Origin of the sequence: Vibrio aestuarianus, from assembly GCF_028858425.1 — a bacterium.
Lineage (GTDB): Bacteria > Pseudomonadota > Gammaproteobacteria > Enterobacterales > Vibrionaceae > Vibrio > Vibrio aestuarianus.
Genome location: NZ_JAKNYQ010000002.1, coordinates 150921 through 175482 on the forward strand (window position 1 = coordinate 150921; position 24562 = coordinate 175482).

Sequence of the window (24562 nt, forward strand, 5' to 3'; positions counted from 1 at the left end):
GTATTAAAAATGTGAACGAGTCCAAAAAACTTTTTCTTTGTTGTTTTTTATGGTGTTCACGATATGCCTCCACTTAAGCATGGAGGCAATGAATTATGAAAAATATGATCATAATGGTACTATAAGTGAAGATATTGCAGCGATTTTTAATGCCTAAACATGAGTGGTTAAAATATCAATGAATGTCGTTATTTTTTCATCACAAATGCCTTGTTTAGTGTAAATACCAACATTGCCTTTTTTTTGGGTATTGATCACCAACGTCTCCATATGTTTGGATGCCATCCAGTTGCACATTCTGTCACTATAGGGCATTACGGCATCGATTTTTTCTAATATATCTAAACTAGCAAATAACGAGTCAATATCATAAATCGTTCTTTTGTTTTCTCTCTGTTCACTATATTGCTGAGCAAGTGATGCATGTTCTGCTAGCACCGAGCGGTGACGTGCATGGTCGGGTGTGACTCGTATTATTGGATATTGAGATTGCTTGAGCAACAACTGATCCTCACTGCACTTTTTCTTTTGTAATAGAGGGTGCTGTGGGCGAACGAATATAGCTTCTTGGTCTTGTAGGAGTGGGTGGAAATTGACTTTGCATCGCTCATGCAGGCCATGGACTTCATGCCCAATAAATAGATCGATGTCGCCTTGCACTAAATGGTGAATAAGCGATAGGTTATTACCAAACTCCAAGTGTATTGAACTATGAGGAGTCTGCTTTTGGTATTGTTCGACGGTATTTTTTACAAACAATTCCCACCAGGCCTCTCCAGTTCCTAGTTTTAATTTTCCTTGGTGTCGTTGCTGCATATCGTTGAACTGGTGCAAAAGGTATTGGTGTTTTTCCTGTTGATCTTGGACATATTCTTTAAATATCTGTCCATAAGCAGTGAGCTCAACCCCCTTTGAGCGTCTAACAAAAAGCGCAACCCCCATTTCATTTTCCAGTTTTTTGATCGCTGTAGTTAATGATGGTTGGCTAATATGCAGTTTTTCAGCGGCTTGTTTGATATTACTTTCCAATGCAACCATAAGAAAATATCGATGTATTTTATCCATTGAATATGACTCTCGACTGCATTAACTCTATCACATTAGACTTTAGTCACATTTTAAGCGATTACTTTTTAGTCTGACTGAAGATTAATTCTATGCAGTGATTTTGATTATGATTATGATATAGAAAATTACTATATCATAAGCGGGGTGTTCTATTTTATCTTTGCGTTAGATCTCATTATGATGTTTAGTAGAGCATTTAATATAGAGATAAATATCATGGAACAACAATGGTGGCATAGCGCGGTGGTGTATCAAATTTATCCGCGTAGTTTTTGTGATTCGAATAATGATGGTATCGGTGATTTAAATGGCATTATTAGCAAGCTCGATTACATCGCGGACTTAGGTGTCAATGTCATTTGGTTGTCTCCTGTGTATCAATCGCCCATGGATGATAATGGTTATGATATTTCAGATTATCAGGCGATTGCCAAAGAATTTGGGGCGATGGAGGATATGCAACGCCTAATGACTGAAGCCAATAAGCGCAAGATCAAAGTGGTGATGGATTTGGTGGTTAATCATACTTCTGATGAGCACTCTTGGTTTGTCGAAGCTAAAAAATCAAAAGATAACCCGTACCGAGATTACTACATTTGGCGTGATGCAAAACCCGATGGAGGTGTACCGGATGATACTGGCTCAATTTTTGGTGGTAGTGCTTGGCAGTGGGATGAAGAAACACAGCAATACTATTTCCATTTATTTTCAAAGCGCCAACCTGATCTAAATTGGGAAAATCCCAAGGTTCAGCAAGAAGTGCACAACATGATGAACTGGTGGATTGATCAAGGTATTGGCGGATTTCGATTAGATGTCATCGATTTAATTGGTAAAGAAATTGATAAAGGCATTACTGGGAATGGTCCGCGTTTGCATCCGCTGCTACAGCAAATGAATGCTTCCACATTTGGTGATAAAGATTTGCTGACCGTTGGTGAAACATGGGGGGCTACACCCGAGATAGCTAAGCTATACAGTGCGCCCAGTCGTCGTGAGTTATCTATGGTTTTTCAATTTGAGCACATCACTTTAACGTGGGAAAACGGTGACAAATGGAATCCAATCCCGTTGGATCTCAAACAGTTTAAGCAGGTGTTAACGAAGTGGCAGGTTGAGCTGGCTGATCAAGGTTGGAATTCACTATTTTGGAATAATCATGATCTTCCTCGTGCTGTGTCGAAGTACGGTGATGATAAACAATACCGAGTTGAATCTGCAAAAATGTTAGCGACAACATTACATTTTCTAAAAGGTACGCCTTATATCTACCAAGGTGAAGAAATCGGAATGACGAATGTCGCGTTTGATTCACTCGAGCAATATAAAGATATTGAAACGTTGAATTTTTACCGAGTAAAAACCGAATCCGGTGTTTCACACCAACATATGCTTGATGCTATTCATGAAAACAGCCGAGATAATGCCCGTACGCCGATGCAATGGAATGCTTCTGAACATAGTGGTTTTACACAAGGTAAGCCATGGATTGAAGTTAATCCAAACTATCCACAAATCAACGTTGATCAAGCACTGGCAGATAAACAGTCGATTTATTACCACTATAAAAAATTGATTGAGTTGAGGAAAAATCTACCTGTGATTGTGTATGGCGGTTTTACCCCAATTTGTGCTGACCACGGGCAGGTTTTTGCCTATGAGCGTGAACATCAAGGTGAGAGAATTTTGGTGGTAAATAACTTTTCTGCTACAGAATTAAGTTTAGCGCTACCAGAGCAATATTGGGCTCGTACTGTTGAATGCTTGATTACAAACTATCAAATGATCGACCGGTTAGATAAGGAAATAGTACTTAAGCCTTATCAATCATTTGCTGTTAAATTATAAGCCATTTCTCTATGGTGAACCACACTGAGCCCAAACCTCAGTGTGGTGATAAACCCCGTATGTTGCGTTTTTCCTGTCTCGACACTCTTCTATTCCCCCAAACTACAAACTATGGCGCAATTAGCGCAATTGCGCATAACACTCTGCAAAAGAGTGCGGTACTATCGTTCCGTACGTTTCTACAATTTTGATGGTGTGGCTGATTATCGCCACACTATTTGCGTAAAAAGCATCGATAACCGTCAGTTTTTCTCAAATATTGAGGAAAATGGTCGATAATGACATTAATCAATTAAATAAGATTTGAATTAAATGAGCACTATTGGGATTGCCATTGGCGCAACCGGACTATCACTCATCCTTATTTTTGTATGGATGCTGTCTCTATCGCTGCGCAAAAAGCGGCTAGAAGAAGAGCGAAAAGCAAGAGAGATCGCCTATCGTAAAGCGATTGAAAAGTCACGCGAGCAAGATAGACAAGATCGTTTATTTAAAGCAGAAACGGGCCACGTTCCGACCATTTTATATTTAGCCAAAGAGGCGGAGCGTACCAATATAAAAGAAGCTATGTATTGGTATGACAAAGCAGCAAATTACGACAACATTACCGGCATGTATGGGGTTGTGCGCATTTGTCAAAAGTTTCGTGATGATCTGATCCTCAGACAAAAAGCGAAATTTTGGCAAACCTATATTGCAGGGCTCGAAGGAAATAGCACGGCCAAATATGAAACGGGTATCGCTTTGGTGAATGGTCGAGGCGTTGAAGCCAATGTTGCCAAAGGCGTCAGTTTGATTGAAGAAGCCGCAGAAGATGACTTAATTGAAGCGATCATCTTTATGGGGGATTGGTGTGTCTCTCACGATAACATTGCCCCCGCTCCTTCGGACTCTACGTTTTGGTTTTCAAAAGCAGCAAAGTTAAATAGCCCACTAGGGCAGATGAAGCTAGGGCTTAACTACCTGAAAGGGGTTGGGGTAGTAATGGACCACAACAAAGCGTGCTATTGGTTAGAGCGCGCTTCAGAAAAGGGCAATGCTGAAGCCATGTACCATGCAGGGGAAGCATGGATAGACAAAGGACCTAATGGTAACGCGATTGCGTACATTTGGCTTTTTTTATCGGCACATTTTAGTTATGAGCCAGCCAAGGTGCTTCGAGATCAAATTGGCTCACGTATTGGTGTGGATTCTGTGGTAGGGCTGCAATCTCTGGCGAAACCTTTAATGAAGAAAATCGGCGCAGGGACAGTCAGCAAGCATTCCATTATCAAAGCACTGAACAAGCTTTATAAGCGTGGTATTCATATTCCACAGAAAGGGGAGCTGGCTGAGGATGACAATCTATTCAGTCACTCAGGAGAAAGTTTGTTGGATGACAATCCATCTTCTCCGGAAAGCGCGAGTCCACAGAAGGATGTTCCTTTTCCATTGGACTTTTCCAGTACTTCTATCGATCGATAGAGAGTGTAAAATAAAAATCCCCAGACAAGTTGCTGGGGATTTTTTATGGGTGATTTAAGCGCCTTTATTGTGTTCGGCTTGGCAAACCGCAGCAGTAAATACTACGTCTGTTGAGCTGTTCAGTGCGGTTTCGGCAGAGTCTTGAATTACACCAATAATGAAGCCAACGGCTACTACTTGCATTGCGACATCATTGGAGATTCCAAACAAGCCACACGCCAGTGGGATCAACAATAATGAACCACCTGCTACGCCTGATGCGCCACAAGCTGAAACGGCTGCGACTACACTCAGCAATAGCGCGGTCATAAGATCAACTTCAATACCAACCGTATTTACTGCCGCTAATGTTAATACCGTGATGGTGATGGCTGCGCCTGCCATATTAATGGTTGCACCTAGAGGAATAGATACAGAGTAAGTATCTTCATCCAATTTTAGCTTTTCACATAACGCCATATTTACGGGGATGTTTGCCGCACTTGAACGAGTGAAAAACGCGGTAACGCCACTTTCACGTAGGCATTGGAAAACCAACGGGTATGGGTTCTGGCGAGTTTTCACATAGACAATGATTGGGTTGACTACCAAAGCGATGACTAACATCGCGCTAAGCAATACGAAAAGAAGGTTAGCGTAACCAGCAAGTGCTTCAAAACCAGTTGTTGCAAATGTTGATGCCACTAAACCAAAAATACCAAACGGCGCAAGGCGAATGATGAAACGCACAATTTGCGAAACGCCATGACTTAAGTCTTCAAATACCGCTTTGGTTGTCGCTGATGCATGGTGAAGCGCTAAACCAAGACCAACAGCCCAAGCTAGAATGCCAATATAGTTAGCACTCATCAGCGCATTCACTGGGTTATCAACTAGTTTGAATAGCAGTGTATTTAATACTTCTGCAATACCTTGAGGGGGTGTTGTGCCTTCTGCGCCAGCAACAAGCGTTAATGTCGTTGGAAACATAAAGCTCAGTACGACAGCGGTTAGCGCAGCGGTAAAGGTGCCAACAAGGTAGAGCACTACGATTGGACGCATATAAGTGTGTTGGTTTTTCTTTTGGTTCGCGATTGATGCCGCAACTAAAATAAAAACGAGGATTGGTGCAACCGCTTTTAGTGCACCAACAAAAAGGTTACCAAGTAAGCCCGCACTTTGGGCGTAGTCTGGTGAAATGGTTGCTAATAGTCCACCGAGAACGATACCGGTGAGTATTTGCAGAACCAAATTGCCACGCGCAAAACGGGCGAAGATATTGTTGCTTTGCATAGTTATCCCTGAAATAAATCGAGTTATACCATTCCCATTTGAAGACGCAGCGGTGCTGGCTACATTCACTTATCCCTAATGGAGATGAACTCACTCGCCGCCTACCTACAACTTCAAGTTGTTTGGGTATATCTCCTGTTTACCTGAAGGCCATGAGATGACTCTATAGCTTCAGTGTTCGTTGATATATTGAGTTATAGTGACTTCAGTGGTTTCCCCTGAAGGGAACAATATTAGCCACCCAAAATAATGTGTCTAGAATTAATTGATAATTAGCATAAATAATTAACGAATATACCTAAATGCAATCAAAAATGGATGAAATGTAAATGAAATGTAGCGATTAATTGCAAGGCAGAGGGCTTAGGGCGTGTCAGTCATTGTTGAGGTCGAGTTGCTAGGTTAGCTAGATGAAGGATATCGGTTATCTATTGGTGAGGTGGTGAGTAATAAAAGGGATGAGTTTCCCCATCCCTTTTTCATATTAATGGTGCGCCATACCGTTCATAACTTTTTTCACTGGTACGGTAAGCATTTGTTGTTCACCGTTTGCAAAAGTGAGTGCAACATTAATTTCTTCACCTTCGGCGAGTGGTTTTTTCAGGTCAAGTAGCATGATGTGAAAGCTGCCTGGTTTGAGTTCAAGTTTGCCCTGTGCAGGTACTTTGAATTGTGGAATTTGGCGCATTTTCATCACATCGCCTTCGGTAATAACATCGTGTAATTCCACTTTGCCGGCTACATCAGTTTCGGCGGATACAATAAAGCGATCTTGGTCGCCGTTATTCATAATTTGAGCAAAAACAGCGCTGGTTGTTGCTGTTGGTGCGGTAGCTCGCGCGTAAAGGTGATGAGCCATGATATCCGATTTTGCGTAAGCGAATGGACTAAGGGCTAAGGTTGCTAGCAATAGTGTATTGAGCTTCATGTTATTTTCCTTCTGATGAAGTCGTTATTGTTTTGATGGCTTCCACAATAGGCTCTGGTGAAAGCGTATGAGGGACTTTGGTGATCAGTGTTCCATCGGGTTGTAGAAAGTAGAAATAGGAGCTGTGGTCTAAGGTGTATTTGAGCTCTGAGCCTTTGAGTTCGGTCTTGCGGAAGATAACACCATAGTGATGCGCCAATGGCGTGGTTATTTCCAAGGGAGCAGATAACCCTTCAATCATCGGGTGAAAATATTGTGCGTATTGATGAGAATCATTAGCGCCATCACGCTCAGGATCCAAGGAAATAAACATCGGACGCAGTTTGGCCTTGGTATCGTCATCAATTTGGTTCAGCGCTCCAGACAACATGGCAAGTGATGTTGGGCAAACATCTGGACAACGTGTAAAGCCAAAATACACAATACGTATTCGTGGGTCTTGCGGGTCAAAAATGGCGACGGGTTTGTTGTCTTTGCCAAATAACACCACATCAGCATTGTTTTTCGCTTCTATGCTGTCTGATGGTTGTTGTGAATCAAAATACGCTTTTAAACCTAAGCCGCAGGTAAAGGCAACAACCAAAATTAGTGACCAGTTTTTACTCATCTTTCCATCCTTATTGCAGGGAAAACTTGAGTTGAGCCATCAGATAAGTCGCCAATCCAAGTCATTTGTTCAGTGGTGCATACAGGAAGTATCACCTCGGTGGTATATAACCCATTCTCATTTTTTGTTAGTACATACTTAGCGATGCCCATATCCATCTCTAACCCCTTTAACGACAGAACGAGCTTATCGCTTTGAGCCTTTGGCCAATCGACCGTTAAAGTATTGGCCACAAGTGGTTGAGAGGTGTCCTGCGCTAATGTCATCGATACCTCACCTTGTTGACATGGTTTGCTAGACAGTTGGCAATATTGGCTGATATCTCGTTGTGTTGAATAGGAAGAGAGCCAATGTAGGATGTCACTACTGAAATAGCCTGCGAATAAAGCAAGGGCAAGGGCACAAATTTTTATTGCATTATGCATTGGGTTGAGATTCCAGGCGGTAGTAAAGCGCAAATGTTATCACAGACGTAGCTAAGTCGTTGCTACAAATAGGGAAAGTGTGGATTCAATCAAGAATAGTAAGGTGAATTTTCCCACCTTACTTTTCATCATTAACAATGGAGATTTATACGTTGTGGTGCTTTGCGTATTTCTCTAAACCAAGCACCAAGGCAACAGCGCATAGCATGAGCACAATAGCGAGTGGCCATTGCGAGGGTTGCGAGGTTATGGCCTCAAATTCAAAAGGTGATAAATTATGCTCAACTAAAGGCACTTGTTCTCCGTGGGAATTGATACGCCATGTAATGGTTTCTTTCCAGGGCCAAATTTTTGGCAATGTGCCAACCATTAGCCCGGTTAGAAAAATCAACGTTAAGTCTCTAAAGCGTTTGAGTAACCAAGACAAGATATGAGAGAAACTGAGTAAACCGAGTACACACCCCATCAGAAAAAGGGCCAATATATCGATCTGCATTGCTTTGACTGCGCCGAGTACTGGTGCGTACATACCAATTAAAAGCAAAATGAAACTGCCGGAAATGCCCGGTAAGATCATTGCGCATATTGCGATAGAGCCAGCGATAACAATGTTAATCGCGGTCGGTTCGAGTTGCATCGGGTTGAGCACTGTTATGCTGTAGGCGAAAGCGATACCGAGTAAAAACAGAACTAATCGTGAAAACTTGATCTGTTCAATCTGTTTTAAAATATGAAAAACAGAAACAATAATCAGACCAAAGAAAAATGACCAAATAGGAATGGGGTGGGTCGCGAGTAGCCACGAGATAAGTTTCGCGAGCGAAAGAATGCTCGTGAATACACCGCCAAATAATGCCATGAGGAAGAAGCCATTAATATGATTAAAAGCAGCAACAAACCCCTCTCGTTTCCATAGGCCTAGCACGCTCGGGTTAATACGGCGAATACTTTCAAGAAGCGTATCATAAACACCGGTGATAAAGGCAATAGTACCACCGGAAACACCAGGAACAACGTCTGCGGCACCCATCGCCATTCCTTTTAAAAATGTACTGAAATAATTCATTGTGTCTGCGTAATCTGGAAAATGTGGTGCGAAGTATATACTGAAATAATGGCAAAATGCTTGCGCAATACATTTACCCATTCTGGATTTGACCTAATATCATCGATGATCTCATTTTGGTAGCTTCTCATTGTTTGATTGCAACTAAATGAGTATTGTTTTGCGGCTTGTTTGCAATTTGCAATTTGCAATTTGCAAGGGTGGTGCTGATTTAGGGTGATTTTATGTGATTTAACCTCAAAAAAGACCAGTTTTAAAGTTGGCATGTATCATGCACGTTTGTGGGTGACCCTTCTTAAAGCCGAGGGTCACCTAGCCAACTGACGTTGTTAGTGAATGAGTTTGTTCACACTATATATAAGCCAATCGCACTATTGCGGTTGGCTCTTTTTTTTTCTATTAGGTATGATACACAACTCTGGCTTCCCCACTGATTGCCTTTATTGGGTAATTTCAACTAGGGTTTTAGTCATCTGTCGACCTAAGCATTATAGCTTACGTGTCCGTCAACCCCATATTTAAACACTGTAACATCGTTGATTATTCAACATATTTATGAGGATGAGCCGCATCGGTCAGTCGTATTTTTTTCGAATTCGTTACGTTCAAATGTCCTGAATTCGTCGCTCATTAAGGAAGATGAGTGAAGCAATAGTAAGAGGTTATATGCATCATTTAATTTCCATTGGGCCACTAGAGTCTTTCCTAATCGCTATTAGCGTGCTTTTTTTAGGCCACTTCATTAACACAAAACTGCCTATTCTGAAAAAATTCAATATTCCGGAACCCATTGTGGGTGGTTTGATTGTAGCTATAGCTATCACTTTTTTGCATTTTAATGGTTTAGATTTAGAGTTTTCTCTTCCGTTGCAGAACACATTCATGTTGATGTTCTTTAGTACTGTTGGCCTTGCAGCTAACTACACTCAGTTAATGAAAGGGGGCGCTAAGGTGTTTCTTTTTCTGGGTGTCGCTTCGTTTTATATCATTATTCAAAATGGTGTGGGTGTTTCGTTGGCAACGGCATTAGGTCTTGATCCGTTGATGGGTTTGATTGCTGGTTCTATCACCTTGTCTGGTGGGCATGGCACTGGTGCTGCGTGGGCACAAACCTTTACCGATAATTATGGAATGACCAATATTTTAGAAATAGCGATGGCTTCAGCTACGTTTGGTTTGATTATTGGTGGCATTATCGGTAGTCCTGTTGCGCAAAAATTGATCAATAAAAATGGCTTTGAGTCAGAGTACGGCCGAGGCACGAAAACACACGATAAATTCCCTGAGCTCGTAACTTACAACGAATACGAAGAAGATAAAGTGACAGCGAAGAAAGTGATTGAAGTGCTGTTTATTTTGTTGATTTGTGTCACTGGTGCTAAGTATCTAGAACAATGGGTGAGTACGTTTGATGTCAAATGGCTGATGATCCCAGATTTCGTTTACGCACTATTCATTGGTGTATTTATTACCAATGTATTCGAAGTTACCAAGCTGCATAAAGTCGATGCAGAAACGGTTGATATTTTAGGTACGGTTTCTTTATCACTCTTCTTAGCCATGGCGTTGATGAGCTTGAGGTTGTGGAATATCTTTGATTTAGCGATTCCATTTCTCGTGATTTTAGCGGTGCAGTCGGTAGTGCTTGGTATTTTTGCTTACTTTGTGACGTTTAAAGTGATGGGCTCAAATTATGATGCCGCCGTTATGGCTGGCGGGCACTGTGGTTTTGGCTTAGGCGCCACCCCGACCGCAGTGATGAATATGGGGTCGCTTGTTACGCGTTACGGACCTTCTCCGCAGGCTTTTATGGTTGTGCCTATCGTGGGAGCTTTCTTTATTGATATTGTTAATTTAATCATTATTCAAGGCTATATTTCCTTTGTAGGCTAGAAACAAAAAGCCCTAGCAATGTGCTAGGGCTTTTTTTGATCACATAATTCATGGCGCTATTTTAAGGTGAGTTTCGTACCATCAAATTTTAGTTGGCCGAGTAAGTTTTTCGCATTTTTCACGCCTTCTTCATCAAATTGAATCCCATAACGAGCATAGTGCAGTGAGCGCTGTAAGTTACAAACTTTACCAACTAAGGGAGCGAAAACTTTACTGCCACGGGAGTCGGCAAAAAGCTCGATACTAATTTTGTCGCCGACTTGGAAAGTTCGTCCAAGCGGTGGTGCAACAAAACGACAGCCACTCTTAGAGAGATCACGTACTTCACAATCTGATTTATGAGTACCGACGATTGCTTTACCAACCAAATTCACATCATAACGGGCTTCTTTACGTAGCTGAGTGACTTGCATAGTGTTTGGGATCGAAAGCATCGCAAGTGGAACTGGCTCTTGCAATATATTCATTAATTGGCTACGAAAGTGGATCATTGCGCCTTCTCCTCGAGGGGAAATCGCACGTACATTGACCCAAAAACCTTCTTGGAAGAAAAAAGCCAAATCGTCAGCGGAAATTTTAGGTATTTCAATCAGAATATAAGTGTTTGAATGGGTGCCGATGAACGGAGTTTTACAGATGAACTTGGTGCCAACGGGGGTTGTTATGCTTAAGGTTAACTCACTGCCGTGTTCAACCATTGACAGTGCATCAGTGCTGTTGAGTGTTGACAACGTTTTATTACGTTCCGTTGTTCTATTTGGGCTCTGTTCGCCCTTTAGCACTGCCGACTGCGAATTCATTTTCTACTCTCCATGATGCAGTAGCTGCATTTCCATTATATTTTTTGTAATAAGCTAAATTTTAGAGTTAGATGTTAGAAGATTCAATTCTATCTACCATTAATTTATTTGAGTTAAGTATCAAATAGGAGAGAAGTATGTCTGATAAAGTACAACATGACACTCAAAATCATCAGTATTTAGTGCATTTGGAAGGGGATTTTTTTGCCACTGTGCAATACCAACAGCAAGGTGAGGTTCTATTTATTACCTCAACCCGAGTACCTGATGAGCTGCAAGGTAAAGGGTATGGCAAAATTATGATGGAAAGTGTGTTACCACAAATAGAGGCAAGTGGTTATAAAGTAAAGCCTATTTGCAGTTATGTTGTTCATTACATAAATCGCCATGAACAATGGCAGCATTTATTGCATGACGAAGGTTAAAAAATAGCTCACCGATAAGGTGAGCTAAATAGTATCGTTAGCACTTGATGCGGGCCATATATAAAGTATTAATAAATTTTCCATCGCGAAAAGAGGCACATTTAGCTTCGCCTTCCACTTCAAAACCAAATTTTTTGTAACAACTAATCGCCTGCTGATTGTCAGCATTAACCTCAATCTGGACTCGTTTAACATTGAGCCAGTTGTCGGCCAGATCCAAGACCGTTTCAATCAATTTACTGCCAACACCAACGCTGTGAAAATCATCATGAACTCCAATGCCAAAAGTTGCACAATGCGCAGTGCGAGGACGTTGAGAATGCTCCATACCAATATTACCAACGACACGCCCATCAATCTCAGCTACAAAGCTATAAACACCAATTGGCATGTTTTCAAGGCGCTTTTGCCACATAGTGACGGATGGTTTTGGTAATTGTAGTGTTTCTCGTTGAGCTTTGGGTTGTGAGTAAATATCACACAAAGCGTGAGCGTCTCGTATTTCTGTTGGTCTGACAATAATTTCCATTCATTTATTCTCCATCTCTAGTTGCATCACCTAGAATCTATCTATAAATTCTGCAAATGAATAGTGTTTTATTATATAAGTTTTTGATTATATAAATGAATCGCTCAAAGATGATAATAATAAAGGAAGAATCATGCCCTTGCGAAAATACTCATTAAGCTCGCTATCTCTTGCATTACTGTTTACTCAACCCAGTTCGGTTATGGCTGAAATATCGGCCGCTCCTTCCCCTGAGATCCCCGTTTCTCACACATGGATGAGAGACGTCGCGATATCACCCGATGGACAGCAAATTGCCTTTACTTACGCCGGACAGATCTGGTTAGTATCGTCGCAAGGTGGTGATGCGTTTGCTTTAACCAACGGTGATACCTACAGTCAGACGCCAATTTGGTCTCCAGATAGTCAATCCATTGCTTTTACTTCTGATCGTTATGGCAAAGGTGACGTCTTCATCGTGCCTAGCGTGGGTGGTAAAGCGTTGCGTTTAACTTACCACGCTAGTCTGGATGTGCCTTATGCTTTTTCAGCCGATGGTAAGCAAGTGTATTTTCGCTCAGCACGCTTAGGAGATAGCCAAGCTAATCTGATGGCAGGATATGGAGGAAATCAAGCGGATCAGCTTTATGCGGTATCAGCTCTAGGTGGGCGAGAGAAGCTCGTGTTACCTATTCCCGTAAGTTCACTCTCAGTCAGCGGTGATGGCCAACAGTTTTTATATACCGATTGGCCTTCTTATGAGCAAGAATGGCGTAAGCGTACAACGTCTGATGCGGCGCGAGATATTTGGCAATTTGATCTTACTACCGGCAAGCATACGCAATTAACTCACTTTGAAGGGGAGGACCAAAATGCGGTGTGGGCTGATACGCAGTCGATGTACTACCTATCTGAGCGATCTGGTTCTTTTAACGTTTGGAAAAAGGACCTACTCGATGGTGAGCCTGTTCAAATAACATATCACACAGATTTACCAACACGGTTTTTATCGGTGAGTAAACAAGGTGATTTAGCCTATGGTTTTAATGGTAAGGTTTGGGTGAAATCAGCACAGGAAACAGCACCATATCAGATAGACATTGCGATTCGTCGAGCCGATTTTTCTGATGGGCGACATTTTGTGAATTTGAATTCAGAGGCGACAGAAATAGCGGTGTCTCCAGTATCACCAGAAGTGGCGATTGTTGCACGTGGGGATATTTATGTGGTGTCAGCGCTATCTGGAACGACCAAACGGATTACTGATACGCCTGCCACAGAGCGCAATATTTCGTTTTCAGATGATGGTTATCGCATTATTTATTCCTCTGAACGAAATGGCAATTGGGATATTTTCCAAAGTTATGTGAATGACACTGGCAAAAGTTTCTCTACCTCATTAGATATCCAAGAGGAGATCTTATTTGATGGGGAAGAGGATGAGTTTCAACCGCTTTTGTCTCCGAATGAAAAGCGGATGCTGTACCGTGAAGGGCGAAATAACCTGAAAGTCTATGATATCGAGCAAGATCAAACCTACACATTGCTCGATAGCCAACAGTTTTATTCCTATTTCGATGGAGACATCAGTTATTCGTGGTCGCCAGATAGTGAATATATTGTCACGCGCAACCGTACTATCGCCAATAGTGATGTTCTATTAGTTAAGGTCGATGGTAGTGAAGAGCCGATTAATTTAAGCAACAGTGGTTTTTCCGATATACAACCTAAATTTAGCGAGGACGGTCAAATTGTCTATTGGTTGAGCGATATCAACAGCTTGCGCCAAATTGATAATATGCCCGTACAGTATGATGTTTACGCCCTGTTTTTAAATCAGAAAGCTCAATTTAATGCTTTTAAGAATGAAGAACAAAAATGGATGGATGAAGAGGTTGCGGCGACTTTGGGAAGCGATGTTCAGCATGCACCTGTTGATCCAACTATCGTTGAAATAAACGGCTTAAAGCATCGCAAATTTCGTATAACACCTTATTCGCTATCGCCACTTTATTTTCATTTATCACCAGATAATAAATACTTGGTTGTTGCGCACTGGTCTGGTGAAGGTGTTGAGTTCAGTGAATTCAATATTGAAACGGGTGAGGAGGTGTCACTGTTTACTCGTAGTGCTGATGATGTTAATGCCATTGATATGACCAAAGATGGCGAAAATATCCTTATCATTGGTTCTCAAGGTATTGAGCGTTTGAATGTTGTTAATAGTGAGACCAAAGTATTTGATTACAATGCCGATGCTAACTACGACTTTAGAGCTGAAATGAACTATATGTTTGATCATGTTGTTCGTTTAACACAAAGTAAATTTTATGATGCCGATTTGCATGGTATTAACTGGCAGCGGTATGCTCAAGAATATAAGAAGCAACTAGTAGGCATCACTAATTACCAAGATTTCGCCGAACTTCTGAGTGAATTAGTTGGTGAGCTGAATGCGTCACATACCGGTGCCTTTTTCTTTGCTGAACGATCTGGGTGGGAAATTCCTGCTTCTTTAGGTTTGTATTATGATGATCATTACCGTGGTAAAGGGATTCGTGTGAAAGCGGTGCTACCAGGTGGTCCTGCTGATACATACCAAACCTTGCTTAAATCTGGATCCATTATTTATGCGGTTGATGGCAAAGAAATCTTGCCTGAGCAGGACATTTATTCGCAACTCAATTTCAAACAAGGAAAGCTGACACGCCTAACGGTTTTATCTCCAGGTGAAAAAAACGCAAAAAGCATGAATATTGTGCCAATCAGTTTGCAGCAAGAAGGTCGATTAGCGTATGAGCTTTGGGTTGAACAACGTCGTCAGATGGTTGAAAGTTTGTCAAATGGCCGCTTAGGCTACGTACATATGGCGGCGATGGATGCGCAAAGCTTTGAGAAAATGCAAAACGATATGTTTGGTGTTGATAATGACAAAGAAGCACTCGTGGTTGATGTGCGTTTTAACCAGGGTGGATTTCTAGCCGACCAAATGATGATGATCTTGTCTGGTCAGCGCCATACGGTAGAGGAAACTCGTGACGGATACCAAGTTGCTTCTTACCCAACTAGACGTTGGGCTAAGCCTAGTATCATGTTAGCGGATGCAAACAGCTATTCGGAAGGATCTGTTGTGCCTCATTTTTATAAAAGTGAAGGGATAGGCCTGTTGGTCGGAGAAAGGGTTCCCGGAACAGGAACCGCTGTACTTTGGGCTCAGCAACAAGAGCCTAACTTGGTGTATGGCATTCCTCAATTAGGTTTAAAAGACGTTGATGGTCATTGGTTAGAAAATCAAGAGGTTGTGCCTGATGTTCTCGTCTATAAAGAGCCTGAATCGGTCACTAAAGGCGAGGATAAGCAGTTGAAAGTTGCAGTTGAAACCTTACTGAAACAGCTCGATGAGCAATCAATGGTTAATAATCCATAACAGTTAAGGCGAAATTCTAAGCTTTACATCATACCCCTTCCTACTTGAAGGTACAGCGGTGTTGGCTACATTCGTTTATCCCAATCGCACAGTTTATCTATGCTCATGGGATGAACTCACTGGCAACTTCAAGTGGTTTGGGTATAAACAACGTGTAATAGATCTGAAGCCCCTTTATTGGGGCTTCAATTTGTTTGGGTATATGTTTTTAATGTCACGCTAACCAGTGCGTGATCGGTGCTGTAATGGTCTTGTTCAAAATTAGGGTTAATTAAATGTTGATCGATGACTTCGTAATGGCTGACGTAAGCTTTAGCACTGTGAACCGAGGGATTAAAATCGCTTGAAAGCAGGATATAGTCAAGTACCGCCCCCATCTCCCCTGCATAATGAGTCGGCTTGCGGGGTAAGTCAGAGTGCTGGGCGTAGAGATTCCAACTGTCGTGAACTGTGAAAGCAGCCAACGCAGATTGCGTATCAGGCTGACGATATAGAGCATTTGATAGTAGACCGATAAATTCTTCGCTGGTTAGCGGTTTATTGAAATCTCCCATGATCACAAAAGGTCGAGTGTGCTGCCGCTTAGTCTCTATAACATATTGATGCAGCAAATTTGCTTCGTAACCACGTTGTACCGTGGATAACCACCGACCTAATGTCTCTTGTTGCCATCTATTAATCATACTTGGTGACTCAACCTCCCACTGAGTTGGACGCTGAGACTTAAAGTGTACGATATAGACATCAACAGCGCCGAGTTCAGGAAGTTCAATAGTAGCGTGCAGTGGGATGCGATTAAATGTGAAAGGCACAGTTTGGTTGGGTAATCTGCTTTCTACAGAGCAGACTTGTAGCAAAGGGTATTTTGAGGCGATGGCGACCACAGGGTGTGTGTAGATATAATCATCAACAATGTGCGGTGTGTCGATAGTGGCGAAATAAGGGTAGCCAATGGTGCTGACTTGGTTACGTAGCTCTTCGATGCTGAACACCTCTTGGAACGCAATAACATCGGCATTGATGTGTTGAATTTTTTCACTAAACCATCGTTTTTTCTTTAGCCATTGTGCTTGGGTATAAATATTATCAAACTGATAAAAAGCATTTGGTGGCGTCAAATAGTTGAATAAATTAATAGTAGCGAAGCTAGTAGACATACCTATCCTTTATATTGCAGCTCAACATCAGTTTATAACGAAACGTAAACCTTGGGCAGTGCTAATCCCGTCATTGCCAAACTCGAATCAGCATGCGTATTATGTTGTTACATAAATGTAAGGAACCATCATGAATTCTAGTTCTTCTCAAGGGTGGCGTACGCCACAAAACTTCTTATTAATCATCTCGATAATTGTCCCAATAGCCTTCTCTAGCTGGATGGCATTGCTGAATAATTTTGTGGTGGAAAAAGCTAATTTTGATGGTTCCGATATTGGCCTATTACAAAGCGTACGAGAAATCCCCGCTTTTTAGCTTTCACAGCGGTGTTTGTTTTACTCTTCATGCGAGAGCAACGTTTCATGTTGCTGTCATTGGCTATGCTAACTTTAGGCACGGCCATCACTGGTTTCTTTCCATCGTTGATAGGTTTGTTGATGACTACCTTATTAATGTCGACAGGTTTTCATTACTTTGAAACGCTTAAACAATCATTGTCGCTGCAATGGTTGAATAAGGATGAAGCACCTGAAATGCTTGGCAAGTTGATTTCGGTAGGAGCTTTGGCTTCACTCATTACTTATGGTGCGCTCTGGGTAATGCTAGAGATCTTCACACTTGATTTTAAATGGGTATATACCATCACTGGAGGCATTGCTTTTTGTCTGGTTGCCTTGATCGCGTTTGCCTTCCCAGAGTTTCAAGCGCAAGTGCCGCAAAATAAAAAATTGGTACTGCGTAAGCGCTATTGGCTCTACTACGCATTAACCTTTATGAGCGGTGCCCGTCGACAAATTTTCACCGTGTTCGCGGGTTTCTTAATGGTTGAAAAGTTTGGCTATTCAGCAGCCGATATTACGTTATTGTTTTTGGTTAACTATTTGTTTAACTTTTTGTTTGCAAAGCGAATTGGGAAATTTATTGGCGTTGTCGGTGAGCGCAAAGCATTACTGTTCGAATATGGCGGTTTAATCTGCGTTTTTATTGGTTATGGTTTAGTGCAAAATGCACATTGGGCTGCGGCACTGTACGTGATTGACCATCTTTTCTTTGCTTTAGCCCTCGCCATTAAAACTTATTTCCAAAAAATTGCTGATCCTGCCGATATGGCATCCACCGCAGGGGTTTCGTTTACTATTAACCATATTGCTGCCGTCGTTATTCCTGCAACATTTGGCCTTATATGGCTCGTTTCTCCTGCTAGTGTTTTTTATATTGGTGCTGTTATGGCAGCAGTTTCACTGATTTTATCACTCAATATCCCAATTAAGCCGGAAGAGGGCAATGAAGTTCGGATTTTACGTTGGAGTGATAGATAGCCACAGTGCAGACAGAATAAAGTAAAAGGCAATAAAAAGGGTCGATATCGACCCTTTTTGATGTTTGTGAGGATGGTTAGTGATCCAGATACAAAAAGTTTTGCCAACTCTTCATTCGAATCAAAACCTTACGCATAATGGAAACGTGGGTGAAGCTGTCTGAATACACGGCAGCTTCGAAAGCAGTACCCAACGGAAGATTATATTCGTTTAGGTCATCGTTCATTTTTAGGGTTACGAGAACTCGTCCATTAGTCCGTAGAGCATCTGTGCCTAGCAATGCACCACGCGCTTGAATTTGGCTTTCGCCAATTGCAGGTAGCACGTCAATCACTTCGCCTTTAAATACTTTTCCTGGGAGTGCACGGAACAAAAACTCGGCTTCAAACCCTGGTTTTAGGCGTTGTAATGAATTTTGTCTAAATGCGGCGGTGTAGATTTTTTCCTCGCTGTGCACAAAGGTCATAACCGGTGCCAATGGTAGTGGTGTCGCCATTACACCGGGACGAAGCGCCAATTGAGTAACGTAACCGTTGGTTGGTGCACGTACAACGGTCTGTTCTAAGTCGAATTGTGCTTGTCGTAATTGAGCAATTAAGCGCGCTACGGCTGTATTCTCGCCACCAATTTCAGAGTCTAAGGCAATAGCAGCCTGTTCCACACGGGCTTGAGCAACATCGACAGCGGCTTCAGCTGCTTTATAGGCTTGGCGACGAGTGTCTAAATCTTGTTCGGTGAAAGCACCTTTGTCGTACCCTCGTTGATAGCGCGAGTATTCACGCTTGGCTTTGTCTCGATCAGCAATTGCTTGAGCTTTTGACGCTTCTGCTTCGATAACGTCTGATTCTAAACCGAGTGCACTTTGGCTCGCTTCTTTGATTTGAGCTTCAACTTTTGCTACTTCTGCTTCAAAAGGGATGGGATCAATTTTAAATAATACATCCCCTTTTAAGACGGGCGTGTTCGGTTGAACGGGAACTTCAATCACCTTGCCTCTCACACCTGAAACGACAGGCGTAGTCGAGAATACTTGATTACCCATTTGTGTGAAGGGATGGTTGTAGTTCATGAGCAAAATAAGAGTGCCAATCAGCACAACACCGCCAAGAACCGCTGTCGGTACCGTCCATTTATTCAATGGAATTTTGAAAACTTTAAAAATGGTGATACATAAAGCGGCGTAGGTCATTATCAGAAGTAAATCCATTATTTAGTCTCCTGATCTTGTGCTTGGTTTAGATTTTGCTGTGCTTTTAGCGTATTAACTTCTTCATTTAACTTGCTGATTTGGTTTATTAATTCATCGACACGGTGATGTATGTCGTGTTGCTCTTCTTGCAGTTTAGCAAACCCCCAACCTCGGTCCTTACGCCATAAAGTGGCCCAAATCCAAAGAAATGGCCAAATGGTGTGTAAGGTAAATAAACTAACCCAGCCTGAAACATGGATAGCGTCTTGATGTGGGTGGTCGCGTTCTTTAGCGATTTCATAGGGGATATCGTGAATCACTATAATTCCGTAAAAAATCACCAAGGCGACAAAGACGAGCAAACCGAGGGCAAAATAGTCTAAAAACATAAGATATCCTTGAATTTAAATAAGTTCATTCCATGAATGGTCAGATAAAACTTACTTTAGTATAAACAAATAATTGGACCTGTAGCATATAGTTATTCGGTACATACTTGATTGCGCCCATTGGCCTTGGCACGGTATAAGGCTTTGTCTGCACGGTAGAAAGTGCGCTGTGTATTTTCCCCTTCACGATGTAATGTAATACCAATACTGACCGTTAAGCCCCGTTCACCCAAAATATCATGCCAACCAAATTGATATATCCGCTCTCGGTAATTTTCTGCGTGCATTTCGGCTTGATCGAGCGACGTATCTTCTAAAATAACAAGAAATTCCTCGCCACCAAAACGTACACAGGATGACCCTCTGAATTTGAAGTAACTTTTTAATTCATGTGACACACTGACAATCGCTTTATCACCCACTAAGTGACTCAGTTCGTCATTGATTGATTTAAAGTGGTCAATATCAATCACAAGAAAAGCGAACGATTTTTCATGCAGTAACAGGTCTTTCAATTTTACGTCTAACCAGCGACGGTTGTGCAAGCCAGTGAGAGGATCAGTAAAGACATCTTGCTGTAGTTGTGCCACTGTATTTTTTTGGCTTTCTGTTGTTTCCTTCAATTCTCGGTTTTCGATTTCGGATAGAATCAGTTTTAGTTGAAGTTCAAAGCGCGATAAACGGCGTAGCTGGTTCGCTCCGAGCTCACCGATGGGGATGTTCTTCATAAGATCAGTTTCGATGCGAAAGCTTTTTTTCTCGTATGAAAGGGCGGCTTGATAAAGCCCTTGATGTTCGCAAATGGCGCTAAATGCTTGGTATAACTGTTTTGCTATCACGGGTGAAGTATGACGTTGTAAACGTTTGTCAGTGCTTGCTAATAGCATATTAGCAATGTGAGATTTGCCAATTCTCGCCAAGCAATTTGCCGTCTCAATTCGGATCATATTCGACAACCAAATTGAATTGACGTTGCCTGCGCTGTATTGCACGTTCGACAGTGTCATCAGGGCTTTATCAACTTGATTTTGGTGAAGGTAGAGCCTCGCTTGGTACAGCAATATTTGGCCTGTGAGGATCTTATCGCTGACTAGAATGCTGAGCTCTTCACACTCTTTGATCAGATCGTTGGCGGCTGAAAGCCGGTTTAGGTTGATGTAACACGCCAACATATAGAGCTTATAGCGAAGCCTTAAGGAACGGCTAGAAATGGCATGATCAATACTGTCGACTTTTTGATAGTAACGCAGTGCGCGGCTGTGTTCACCATAAGCATCACAAAGGTTGCCCATCCCTAGTATTGCCATTACGTATTCATCAATGTAGCCGTTATCGACAGCAATATTTGATGATGATACATACTCACTGAGAGCAGCTGTATAGTCACCACTGTCCACTAAACGCTCACTTAAGCTGTTTTTAACCGATAAAATAATATGCGCATCTTTAGGTAGTTCAAGTAACTCAAGGGCTTTTTTTAGCTCTTCAATACTTGCCATGGGTTGGTGTAGTTCGGCGCGATAGTCGGCACTGATAATATAGCTTAAGGCTTTTTCTTTTGGCGTGGTGGCAACGTGTTGACGTACATGATTCCAGAAAATAATGGCCTCTTCTCCGGATACAGATGTTGCATCTAAGCCAGTATCTTGAATTTTATTGAGTAGTTCTTCCATGTGACCATTCCTGAGGTTGGCTTTCTTCGAGTTGTTCTAGTGTGAATGGGAAACTCAATATGTCTTGGAACATCACTTTAGGTAGTGGGCCGGTTAATCCTTTTCTCATCCAAGGATAAATTTCTATCATTTTGGCAAGTACATGAAAAACATTGAGTGCTGTGTCGCCTTTGTCGGCGAGTAATAGACCTAACCGTTCACTGCTCAAGCGTGACACCAAGTCTTTCTTGTTACACAGCGAATGAGCAATTTCAGTACAAACATCAAGATACAGTGGGTCATTATGCACTATCACGATAATGGAATGGTTGGAATGTTTTAGCTCAGTTTTAAATAACATCAACTGTTCCCACCAATATGTTTCTGAAACTACGTTTGATAGGTGTTTTTCGGGGTCGTATTCATGTTGACCGCGAATACGATTAATGAGTTTGCGCGCTCGCTGTTCGAGTTGCCGTTTGGAGGCTCTGGCTTTGTCCAAACCAACCCGTGAGGTTTGCTCGCGTAGCATGTCAATAGAGAAGTGGCGATACTTTTTAAACGCGGCCAGTGAGGCTTTAAAATCACCACGTTGTTCTGCAACTAAAGATTGTTGGTAGCATATTTGTGAAAGCAATTCACCGTGATCAAAAGAAGAGGCTGACACTTCGGCTTGGATAAGAAGTTCTGTGGCTTGCTCGGGGTTTTTCCTAAGCAGTTCAAGGCGTGCTCTGCTGATAAACGAGTGAGCTTTCATCCACACCAGATTATGTTGTACGGCCAGTTCGTGCGCCTTGTAGGTGGCGTTTTCAGCATCTTCAATTCGCTCAAGACCAAGCATCGCTAGTCCACGAAAATCCCAGACTTCTGCTTGCCATGTTTTGTTCGAATTCCCTTTTAGAACTTCTTCGGCGCCATCAAGCACCGTTAACATATCAACATATTGGTTGAGTAAGTAGAGATCCCAAGCCCATAAAATTCGCGCTTTACCCTCAAGCCAGCCAATGCGCGCATTGTTCGCCACTTTTACGGCTAATTCATGAGTTGAACAGGCAAGCTTATATTCATTGGTGATGCGCCAGACATTACCCAGTCCAATCAAGCACTCAATTTGGATCTCAATTTCATCCACTAACGCTGATTGTTCTAGAGCGTTAATCCAATATTGTTGGGCGGTGTAGTACTTAGCTTGCCCCCATAAATTGAGAGCGTGAAGGTGAAGAATTTCAGGCAGGTGGTCATCAGTATCAAGGCTATTCTGCCTAACCAGCGCTTCTTTGATGTACTTTAAACCATTGCGATAGTCCATGGCATTCCAAGCGCAACGTGACATCACGATAAGAGATTGGATAACGCCTTCGGGAAAAATGATCTGTTGAGCACGCAATAAACATTGCTCCGCAACAATCAATACCTTCTCAGGCTCAGCTTCAATGCGGGCTTTAAGCTGTTCTAATTCTATCTCGAGAAGATACTGACTCTTATCCAAACTGGCTGATCCTTAAGAGTAAAAAGCTTTAATCACAGTTTCATTATATGAAGCTGTCACCAAATCGCACTATTTACTTATCGCAAATCTGTTACTTTAGCTACCGGCTCAGCAATAATTGGTGCTACTTCACAGTCTGTGATGGACAAATTTATGATAGCAGCTCTTTTAATGTGAGAGGATGTTTAGTCAGCCCCAGATTCTGTGCGGCAGTAAACCCATGTTTATCTTGGTAGCACAGATTGTGCCAAGCTCGGAATATATCCAGCATGGGTTGTAAGCCTCCGGGGCGAAGTTTACGCCTAGGCTCATTGATAAAGGTTTCGAACAGCAATTGGAATCGTTGCTGATAAAATTCAGTTTGTTTAATGGAAGCCTTAGATAGCCAAGCTTCTGGCTCGGGGGTGTCTCCGGCCAAATAGCAGACGCCTTTGGAGGCTGATGATTGATTGGTTATTGCCCAGCGGTCTCGCCACCACCCCATATGCACAATATCGATTTTGCCAAAGGGTATCCCATTCTGCCATTGGTGATCTTCTTCAACATACATTAAGTCAACATTTTGACGCTTTATTCTCGACAGACAAACACTCAATGCCGCAGATCGCAACACAGGATCTTGAGGCATATAAATAGATACGCGTTTATCTATGGCACACATGTCTAAAATGTGCAGAAAATGAGCATATGAAGTGTAGGGAGGGCGGATCAGTGCTCCTTTGGATGGATAGTTAAACACTGTCAAGTTTCCCATAGGGTCTTCGACATTGCCGCGCGCTAAAATAGTTTGATATTTTTGATCAATACGTTCTCGCAATAGTGGAGAAGGTTGCGGCGTCGGCATGTTAGCTTCAGATGAGTGCTCTCGAGATACAAACCGAGCTGGGTATTCATAAGGGTTGTGATCAAGCGAGCCCTCGGGCTCTTCTTTCGCTGAATAATTGACATGTTGGCAAAGGATATAACCGGAGTTTGCCTCGCCAGTGGCAAACCATAGCACCCCATTATTGCTGTTCGGTTGCAACGGGATGTAGTGAGATGCTAGCTCATAGTGGGTCGCATGGTTAACCCAGCGCGCATCGATCATCGCCAGTTTTCGACGACAACGGCTCGCAATGTGATCAACATGGTCGTAGAAGGTTTTGGGGTTAATAGCCAGCTTGCGGCAGATTTCACGAACCGAATAGCTCATGAAAAGTAAACCGAGTAGTGTCTCTTGGAAAGCCAGTTTTTTATTGGCTCCTGACCATTTATCGACGAAGGTTGAATGACACTCCTTGCAACGATAACGTTGACGGTCACCACTGTAGCCAAAGGCATGGTAGAGATGTTTATGGGTATGAACTGATAGGCCTGTATTGACACAGTCAGGGTTACGGCAGGCAGGCAAACCGTCGCTATGAAGTTGTCTTAAACGGTGTAACTCATTTAGCACTTCACGGTTGTTAAGTAAGGGGGGGAAAGCTCCACATTCACGACAAACCATCGTTGGACGTTTCGGGTTCACGTGTTGCAGGACATACCGTTCTGCTGCGCTCAAGCCAAAGTTGTCACACGCCAATGTTTTACAAAAGTTGAGTTGTAAACCATCTGCGTCCTTGGGTAGTTGGTCGTTAGACACGATCGCCCCCTCGG

The 24562-nt window shown here is 42.3% G+C and carries 19 protein-coding genes and 1 pseudogene; 6 read left to right on the plus strand and 14 right to left on the minus strand.

Translation table 11 applies throughout. The annotated features are described in order from the left end of the window. Positions 1-153: 153 nt before the first annotated feature. Positions 154-1065, minus strand: a complete 912-nt coding sequence (locus MCT08_RS14370) for a LysR family transcriptional regulator (protein WP_176245771.1) — start codon at positions 1063-1065, stop codon at positions 154-156. A gap of 219 nt (positions 1066-1284) precedes the next feature. Here MCT08_RS14370 and MCT08_RS14375 point away from each other — a divergent pair, with 219 nt between their 5' ends. Together MCT08_RS14375 and MCT08_RS14380 are read left to right on the plus strand one after the other, a co-directional pair. Next, positions 1285-2916, plus strand: a complete 1632-nt coding sequence (locus MCT08_RS14375; protein WP_274678726.1) for a glycoside hydrolase family 13 protein — start codon at positions 1285-1287, stop codon at positions 2914-2916. A 312-nt stretch (positions 2917-3228) separates the two neighbouring features. Continuing rightward, on the plus strand, positions 3229-4380 hold the full coding sequence (locus MCT08_RS14380) for a tetratricopeptide repeat protein (RefSeq protein ID WP_274678727.1): 1152 nt from the start codon (positions 3229-3231) through the stop codon (positions 4378-4380). A 54-nt stretch (positions 4381-4434) separates the two neighbouring features. Here the strand turns inward: MCT08_RS14380 and sstT are convergent, their stop codons facing one another. The 5 genes from sstT to MCT08_RS14405 form a co-directional block, all read right to left on the minus strand. After that, on the minus strand, positions 4435-5652 hold the full coding sequence (gene sstT, locus MCT08_RS14385) for a serine/threonine transporter SstT (protein ID WP_168524336.1): 1218 nt from the start codon (positions 5650-5652) through the stop codon (positions 4435-4437). Between the two features lie 484 nt (positions 5653-6136). Next, a complete protein-coding gene (locus MCT08_RS14390) occupies positions 6137-6580 on the minus strand; it encodes a copper chaperone PCu(A)C (protein ID WP_171980058.1) in 444 nt (147 codons plus the stop codon). A 1-nt stretch (position 6581) separates the two neighbouring features. Continuing rightward, the gene (locus MCT08_RS14395) at positions 6582-7187 is read right to left on the minus strand and encodes an SCO family protein (protein ID WP_171980057.1); all 606 of its coding nucleotides are present in this window, start codon (positions 7185-7187) and stop codon (positions 6582-6584) included. Next, positions 7184-7612 (minus strand): hypothetical protein, encoded by a 429-nt coding sequence (locus MCT08_RS14400; RefSeq protein ID WP_168524333.1) that lies wholly within the window; start codon positions 7610-7612, stop codon positions 7184-7186. The genes MCT08_RS14395 and MCT08_RS14400 overlap by 4 nt, the downstream gene beginning before the upstream one ends. Positions 7613-7757: 145 nt before the next feature. Further along, a complete protein-coding gene (locus MCT08_RS14405) occupies positions 7758-8678 on the minus strand; it encodes a polyprenyl-phosphate transporter (protein ID WP_274679071.1) in 921 nt (306 codons plus the stop codon). Positions 8679-9344: 666 nt separating this feature from the next. On the opposite strand from MCT08_RS14405, the gene gltS reads away from it, so the two are divergent. Beyond that, a complete protein-coding gene (gene gltS, locus MCT08_RS14410) occupies positions 9345-10571 on the plus strand; it encodes a sodium/glutamate symporter (protein ID WP_053311640.1) in 1227 nt (408 codons plus the stop codon). A gap of 56 nt (positions 10572-10627) precedes the next feature. Here gltS and MCT08_RS14415 read toward each other — a convergent pair whose 3' ends face one another. Continuing rightward, positions 10628-11371: a PilZ domain-containing protein gene (locus tag MCT08_RS14415; protein WP_053311641.1), complete on the minus strand. Its 744-nt coding sequence runs from the start codon at positions 11369-11371 to the stop codon at positions 10628-10630. A 137-nt stretch (positions 11372-11508) separates the two neighbouring features. Here MCT08_RS14415 and MCT08_RS14420 point away from each other — a divergent pair, with 137 nt between their 5' ends. Further along, entirely contained in the window at positions 11509-11796 is a 288-nt protein-coding gene (locus MCT08_RS14420; protein ID WP_168524331.1) for a GNAT family N-acetyltransferase, read from the plus strand. 37 nt (positions 11797-11833) lie between these two features. Here the strand turns inward: MCT08_RS14420 and MCT08_RS14425 are convergent, their stop codons facing one another. Further along, positions 11834-12325, minus strand: coding sequence for a GNAT family N-acetyltransferase (locus MCT08_RS14425; protein ID WP_053311643.1), 492 nt, complete (start codon positions 12323-12325; stop codon positions 11834-11836). A 133-nt stretch (positions 12326-12458) separates the two neighbouring features. Here MCT08_RS14425 and MCT08_RS14430 point away from each other — a divergent pair, with 133 nt between their 5' ends. Beyond that, positions 12459-15731, plus strand: coding sequence for a S41 family peptidase (locus tag MCT08_RS14430; RefSeq protein ID WP_274678728.1), 3273 nt, complete (start codon positions 12459-12461; stop codon positions 15729-15731). 185 nt (positions 15732-15916) lie between these two features. Here MCT08_RS14430 and MCT08_RS14435 read toward each other — a convergent pair whose 3' ends face one another. Further along, positions 15917-16888 carry an endonuclease/exonuclease/phosphatase family protein gene (locus MCT08_RS14435; protein WP_274678729.1) on the minus strand — a complete coding sequence of 324 codons (972 nt, stop codon included), beginning with the start codon at positions 16886-16888 and terminating at the stop codon, positions 15917-15919. A gap of 130 nt (positions 16889-17018) precedes the next feature. Here MCT08_RS14435 and MCT08_RS14440 point away from each other — a divergent pair. Next, a pseudogene (locus MCT08_RS14440) lies at positions 17019-18208 on the plus strand (MFS transporter). Between the two features lie 76 nt (positions 18209-18284). Here the strand turns inward: MCT08_RS14440 and MCT08_RS14445 are convergent. The 5 genes from MCT08_RS14445 to MCT08_RS14465 all read right to left on the minus strand — a co-directional run bounded on the left by MCT08_RS14445 (position 18285) and on the right by MCT08_RS14465 (position 24548). After that, positions 18285-19415, minus strand: a complete 1131-nt coding sequence (locus MCT08_RS14445) for an HlyD family secretion protein (protein WP_274678730.1) — start codon at positions 19413-19415, stop codon at positions 18285-18287. Further along, entirely contained in the window at positions 19415-19786 is a 372-nt protein-coding gene (locus tag MCT08_RS14450) for a DUF3302 domain-containing protein (RefSeq protein WP_274677377.1), read from the minus strand. The genes MCT08_RS14445 and MCT08_RS14450 overlap by 1 nt, the downstream gene beginning before the upstream one ends. Before the next feature lie 92 nt (positions 19787-19878). Next, positions 19879-21459, minus strand: a complete 1581-nt coding sequence (locus MCT08_RS14455) for a diguanylate cyclase (protein WP_053311649.1) — start codon at positions 21457-21459, stop codon at positions 19879-19881. After that, the gene (locus MCT08_RS14460; RefSeq protein WP_053311650.1) at positions 21440-22927 is read right to left on the minus strand and encodes a hypothetical protein; all 1488 of its coding nucleotides are present in this window, start codon (positions 22925-22927) and stop codon (positions 21440-21442) included. Before MCT08_RS14460 ends, MCT08_RS14455 begins: the two co-directional genes overlap by 20 nt. A 151-nt stretch (positions 22928-23078) precedes the next feature. Further along, on the minus strand, positions 23079-24548 hold the full coding sequence (locus MCT08_RS14465) for a lactate dehydrogenase (RefSeq protein ID WP_053311651.1): 1470 nt from the start codon (positions 24546-24548) through the stop codon (positions 23079-23081). Between the last annotated feature and the right edge of the window lie 14 nt (positions 24549-24562).

Bases quoted from the DNA above. Each gene is read 5' to 3' on its own strand.
- MCT08_RS14370 (WP_176245771.1), bottom strand. From the start codon at position 1,065: ATGGATAAAATACATCGATATTTTCTTATGGTTGCATTGGAAAGTAAT.
- MCT08_RS14375 (WP_274678726.1), top strand. From the start codon at position 1,285: ATGGAACAACAATGGTGGCATAGCGCGGTGGTGTATCAAATTTATCCG.
- MCT08_RS14380 (WP_274678727.1), top strand. From the start codon at position 3,229: ATGAGCACTATTGGGATTGCCATTGGCGCAACCGGACTATCACTCATC.
- sstT (WP_168524336.1), bottom strand. From the start codon at position 5,652: ATGCAAAGCAACAATATCTTCGCCCGTTTTGCGCGTGGCAATTTGGTT.
- MCT08_RS14390 (WP_171980058.1), bottom strand. From the start codon at position 6,580: ATGAAGCTCAATACACTATTGCTAGCAACCTTAGCCCTTAGTCCATTC.
- MCT08_RS14395 (WP_171980057.1), bottom strand. From the start codon at position 7,187: ATGAGTAAAAACTGGTCACTAATTTTGGTTGTTGCCTTTACCTGCGGC.
- MCT08_RS14400 (WP_168524333.1), bottom strand. From the start codon at position 7,612: ATGCATAATGCAATAAAAATTTGTGCCCTTGCCCTTGCTTTATTCGCA.
- MCT08_RS14405 (WP_274679071.1), bottom strand. From the start codon at position 8,678: ATGAATTATTTCAGTACATTTTTAAAAGGAATGGCGATGGGTGCCGCA.
- gltS (WP_053311640.1), top strand. From the start codon at position 9,345: ATGCATCATTTAATTTCCATTGGGCCACTAGAGTCTTTCCTAATCGCT.
- MCT08_RS14415 (WP_053311641.1), bottom strand. From the start codon at position 11,371: ATGAATTCGCAGTCGGCAGTGCTAAAGGGCGAACAGAGCCCAAATAGA.
- MCT08_RS14420 (WP_168524331.1), top strand. From the start codon at position 11,509: ATGTCTGATAAAGTACAACATGACACTCAAAATCATCAGTATTTAGTG.
- MCT08_RS14425 (WP_053311643.1), bottom strand. From the start codon at position 12,325: ATGGAAATTATTGTCAGACCAACAGAAATACGAGACGCTCACGCTTTG.
- MCT08_RS14430 (WP_274678728.1), top strand. From the start codon at position 12,459: ATGCCCTTGCGAAAATACTCATTAAGCTCGCTATCTCTTGCATTACTG.
- MCT08_RS14435 (WP_274678729.1), bottom strand. From the start codon at position 16,888: ATGTCTACTAGCTTCGCTACTATTAATTTATTCAACTATTTGACGCCA.
- MCT08_RS14445 (WP_274678730.1), bottom strand. From the start codon at position 19,415: ATGGATTTACTTCTGATAATGACCTACGCCGCTTTATGTATCACCATT.
- MCT08_RS14450 (WP_274677377.1), bottom strand. From the start codon at position 19,786: ATGTTTTTAGACTATTTTGCCCTCGGTTTGCTCGTCTTTGTCGCCTTG.
- MCT08_RS14455 (WP_053311649.1), bottom strand. From the start codon at position 21,459: ATGGAAGAACTACTCAATAAAATTCAAGATACTGGCTTAGATGCAACA.